The organism is Pseudomonas sp. P5_B2 (assembly GCF_056400445.1).
The window spans coordinates 1-3,651 of the sequence record NZ_JBFULH010000416.1; the positions used below are offsets into that span (position 1 = coordinate 1).

Sequence of the window (3,651 nt, forward strand, 5' to 3'; positions counted from 1 at the left end):
CTGGATGACCTTCTGGTTTTGGATGGTTTGTTCCAGCGCCTGAGTGCAGCGCTCCTGCGCGGTGTCCAGTTCCAGCTTCATTTGCTCGATGTCGAGCATCTGCTGCTCCAGTTGCTCCCGGCGCTCGGCGATCTTGTTCAACATGGTTTGCAGTTGTTTCTGATTACCGCCGGTGGGGTCATACAGTTCGATCAGCTCGCGGCACTCGGCCAGGGAGAAACCAATGCGCTTGCCCCGCAGGATCAGCTTCAGGCTGACTTTGTCGCGGGGCGAGTAGATGCGTTCCTGGCCGCGACGCTCGGGGCTGAGCAGGCCTTGTTCTTCATAAAAGCGGATGGCCCGCGTGGTGATGTCGAGCTCGCGGGCAAGGTCGGAAATGCTGTAGGTCTGGCTGCTCATGGAAGCGCTCGAAAAAGGTCATGGCGCTAAGCTAATGGCAGGTTGACGTTTACGTCAAGGGGCAGAAGATTTAGTGTGCTTGCGGGCCTATTCGCGGGCAAGCCCGCTCCCACACTCGATCTCCACTGAACGCAGCATTTGCGTTCGACGCAGATCCAATGTGGGAGCGGGCTTGCTCGCGAAGGGGCGCCTCGGTATCAAGCCTCACACCTTCTCAAGCTTCTTCTCATGCGCCGTCACCTGCTGGCACAACTCGATCATTTGCTCGCGCATCCAGCGGTTAGCCGGGTCTTGGTCGGTGCTTTCGTGCCAGTAGAGGTGAGTTTCCACCGGTGGCACGTCGTTGACCGGCAGGCTGAAGGCATGCAAATCATTGCGCCGGGCAAAGCGCTCCGGCACGGTCATGACCATGTCGGTCTGCTGCAACACTTGCGAGGCCATCAGGTAGTGCTGGGATCGAAGGGCGATCTTGCGCTGGATGCCCATTTTCCCCAGGGCCAGGTCAACATGACCCAGGCCGCTGCGGCGGCTGGAGATGTGGATGTGGGTCATGGACAGATAATCATCCAGGCTGAATTTCTCCTTGCCCGCCAGCGGATGGCCCTTGCGCATGGCGCACACGTAACGGTCTTCCATCAATTTGACGTGGCGCACTTGCGGGTCGGTGTTGAGCGGGGCATCCACCGCGAAGTCCAGACGCCCGGCCGCCAGTTCCTTGGTGGTTTCGCGGCGCTTGGACAGGAAGCTTTCGATGATCACCGTCGGCGCCAGGCGGCGCAGGCGCTGGAACAGCGGCGGCAGGATCACCGCTTCGGTGAGGTCGGTCATGCTGATGCGATAGGTCTTGACCGCTTGCAACGGGTTGAAAATGCGACTTTCCTGTACCRACACGCGCAACAGGGAGAGGGCGTTACGCACCGGCCCGATGATGTTCTGGGCCATAGGCGTCGGCACCATGCCCTGCGCGGTGCGCACGAACAACGGATCGTTGAAGGTCTCGCGCAGGCGAGCCAGAGCGTTCGAGACCGCTGGCTGGGTAATGCCGACAATCTGCCCGGCGCGGGTCAGATTGGCCTCGGTGTAGATCGCGTCGAAGACGATGAAAAGGTTGAGGTCGACCTTGCTCAGATTCATTGCGCTGCACTCTTATTGTTAGTTCTCGATCAGCTGATCATATATCGGTGATGAATGTTAATACACGCCGAGAATAGGCTAGGTAAATTTTCATGGCTGTTCTAGCATCGATTGCATGACTTAAACAACCTCTGCCCAAGAAGGTAATGCTCATGGATTTCGCTTATTCGCCCAAGGTTCAGGAACTGCGTGAGCGCGTAACCGCGTTCATGGACACTTACGTTTATCCCGCTGAGGCGGTGTTCGAACGCCAGGTTGCCGAAGGCGATCGCTGGCAGCCGACCGCGATCATGGAAGAGCTCAAACTCAAGGCCAAGGCTGAAGGCCTGTGGAATTTGTTTTTGCCTGAATCTGAGCTCGGCGCCGGCCTGACCAACCTCGAATACGCACCGTTGGCGGAAATCATGGGCCGCTCGTTGCTGGGCCCAGAGCCGTTCAACTGCTCGGCACCAGACACTGGCAACATGGAAGTGCTGGTGCGCTACGCCAACGAAGAACAGAAACAACGCTGGCTCGAACCGCTGCTGCGCGGCGAAATCCGCTCGGCGTTCGCCATGACCGAACCGGATGTTGCCTCCTCCGACGCCACTAACATGGCCGCCCGCGCCGTGCGTGATGGCGACGAGTGGGTCATCAACGGCAAGAAATGGTGGACCTCAGGTGCCTGCGATCCGCGCTGCAAGATTCTGATCTTCATGGGCCTGAGCGATCCTGATGCGCCGCGCCATGCCCAGCACTCGATGATTCTGGTGCCGGTGGACACACCGGGCGTGAAGATTGTTCGTCCGCTGCCAGTCTTCGGTTATGACGACGCGCCACACGGCCACGCCGAAGTGCTGTTTGAAAACGTCCGTGTGCCGTACGAAAACGTCCTGTTGGGCGAAGGACGCGGCTTCGAAATCGCACAGGGTCGCCTTGGCCCAGGCCGGATTCACCACTGCATGCGTTCGATCGGCATGGCTGAACGGGCGCTGGAGTTGATGTGCAAACGCTCGGTCAGCCGTACCGCATTCGGTAAACCTTTGGCGCGCCTGGGTGGCAACATCGACAAGATTGCCGACTCGCGGATGGAAATCGACATGGCACGCCTGCTGACGCTGAAAGCGGCGTACATGATGGACACCGTCGGCAACAAGGTGGCGAAGAGTGAGATCGCGCAGATCAAGGTGGTCGCGCCGAACGTCGCCTTGCGGGTCATCGACCGTGCGATTCAGATTCATGGCGGGGCAGGGGTTTCCAACGATTTCCCGCTGGCCTACATGTATGCGATGCAGCGCACCCTGCGCCTGGCCGATGGCCCGGATGAAGTGCACCGTGCGGCGATTGGCAAATTCGAGATCGGCAAGTATGTGCCGAAGGAAATGATGCGCAGCGGCCAATAACCAACTGTACACAGATCGTTCCCACGCTCTGCGTGGGAATGCCTCTATGGACGCTCCGCGTCTGCTTTAAATGTGACGCGGAGCGTCACGGGATGCATTCCYACGCAAAGCGTGGGAACGATCGGCTTGGTTAATACACCCAAACCTCAACCCGCCGATTCTTGATCCGCCCCTCATCCCCACTATTGGTCGCCACCGGCATTTCGGCGCCAAAGCCGCGAATCTCGCGAAACACCACGCCGCTTTTCACCAGTTCGCGCCGCACCGTCATGGCCCGCAACTTCGATAGCAGATCCGCGCGCGCAGGGTCGCTCTTGGCATCGCCAAACCCTACCAGCGTGACTTGGTGATTGGCCTTATCACGCAGCTTTATATAGTCGAGCACCCGCGACAGGTCTTGTTGTGCCTTGTTGTCGAGCGTTGCGCTGCCTTCTTCAAAGCGGAAATTCACCGACAACCGTTGAGCATGACGGCTGAGTGCCTGATAACCCTCCGGCATCAGCGCATTCGGCGTGACCGTGATGGCCTGGACGGTCTGGGCTATGAAGCCGTTGGCCGCGACAATCACCTGACCTTCGCTGCTTTGAGCGAACGCCGCCAAGGCTTCGGCCCAAGGGTTTTCCCCATGCGGCGGCAGGTAAAAAAACAGTCGGCGGGACAACGGATAGTCTTCCGTGGCGATCAGGCTATTGAGCGGCAGCATGGCCGAGGATTGGCCATCGACGATCGCCACGGC

General features: G+C 59.2%; 4 protein-coding genes. 1 reads left to right on the plus strand and 3 read right to left on the minus strand.

What is annotated here, in order from left to right; translation table 11 throughout:
- Both AC1DRJ_RS21560 and AC1DRJ_RS21565 read right to left on the minus strand, forming a co-directional pair.
- Positions 1-399 (minus strand): MerR family transcriptional regulator (locus AC1DRJ_RS21560; protein ID WP_477803922.1); only part of this gene is annotated, 399 nt, incomplete at its 3' end.
- 204 nt (positions 400-603) lie between these two features.
- Entirely contained in the window at positions 604-1,533 is a 930-nt protein-coding gene (locus AC1DRJ_RS21565; RefSeq protein WP_477803923.1) for a LysR family transcriptional regulator, read from the minus strand.
- Between the two features lie 152 nt (positions 1,534-1,685).
- Here AC1DRJ_RS21565 and AC1DRJ_RS21570 point away from each other — a divergent pair, with 152 nt between their 5' ends.
- On the plus strand, positions 1,686-2,915 hold the full coding sequence (locus AC1DRJ_RS21570; protein ID WP_452627295.1) for an acyl-CoA dehydrogenase: 1,230 nt from the start codon (positions 1,686-1,688) through the stop codon (positions 2,913-2,915).
- A gap of 130 nt (positions 2,916-3,045) precedes the next feature.
- On the opposite strand, the gene AC1DRJ_RS21575 is transcribed toward AC1DRJ_RS21570, so the two are convergent.
- A partial coding sequence (locus tag AC1DRJ_RS21575) for an OmpA family protein (RefSeq protein WP_477803924.1) occupies positions 3,046-3,651 on the minus strand: 606 nt, incomplete at its 5' end.

What these genes read in the sequence shown, in the direction of transcription:
- AC1DRJ_RS21570 (WP_452627295.1), top strand. Translation starts at nt 1,686, where the DNA reads ATGGATTTCGCTTATTCGCCCAAGGTTCAGGAACTGCGTGAGCGCGTA.